Genomic DNA, 491 nt, shown 5'->3' on the forward strand with positions numbered 1-491 from the left:
TGCATGTACTGATTAACACTCATAGTCCTTACTTTTTAAATGCTATTGAAATTTATTCATTAGAACATAATATAGAAAATAAGTGCAAATATTACTTAGCTGAAAATATTGATAATTATTCAAGAATTATAGATGTTTCCGAGGATATTGAAAAGATATATACCAAGCTAGCTAGACCGTTTCAAGAATTGGAAAGTAGGCATTACGGTAAAAATGATAAAAAATAGTAGATTTCTTATTGAGGATACTTTAAAGGAAACTTCAAAAGATAATTCGGATATTAATAATGTCGTTTTTATGACTAATTGTAGTGCTCAAGTAATCAATTTTGATAAGGTTAAAGAAGAGTATATAAGAGAATTAAATCTATCTAAATCACCATGTTCTGTAGATGCTATAGTTATTACACTATACATAAAAACATATTCTGGTGATTGACATTCTAGTACATTTATAGAGTTTAAATAAGGGAAAGTGAGTAAAACTGAATT

General features: G+C 26.5%; 1 protein-coding gene. It reads left to right on the forward strand.

Going from position 1 to position 491, the window contains the following annotated elements; genetic code table 11:
• Positions 1 to 227: hypothetical protein (locus CYP54_RS09970; RefSeq protein ID WP_219810467.1), on the forward strand; the 227-nt coding region annotated here is incomplete at its 5' end.
• Positions 228 to 491 lie beyond the last annotated feature (264 nt).

Origin of the sequence: Campylobacter concisus (genome assembly GCF_002914005.1) — a bacterium.
Taxonomy (GTDB): Bacteria; Campylobacterota; Campylobacteria; order Campylobacterales; family Campylobacteraceae; genus Campylobacter_A; species Campylobacter_A concisus_N.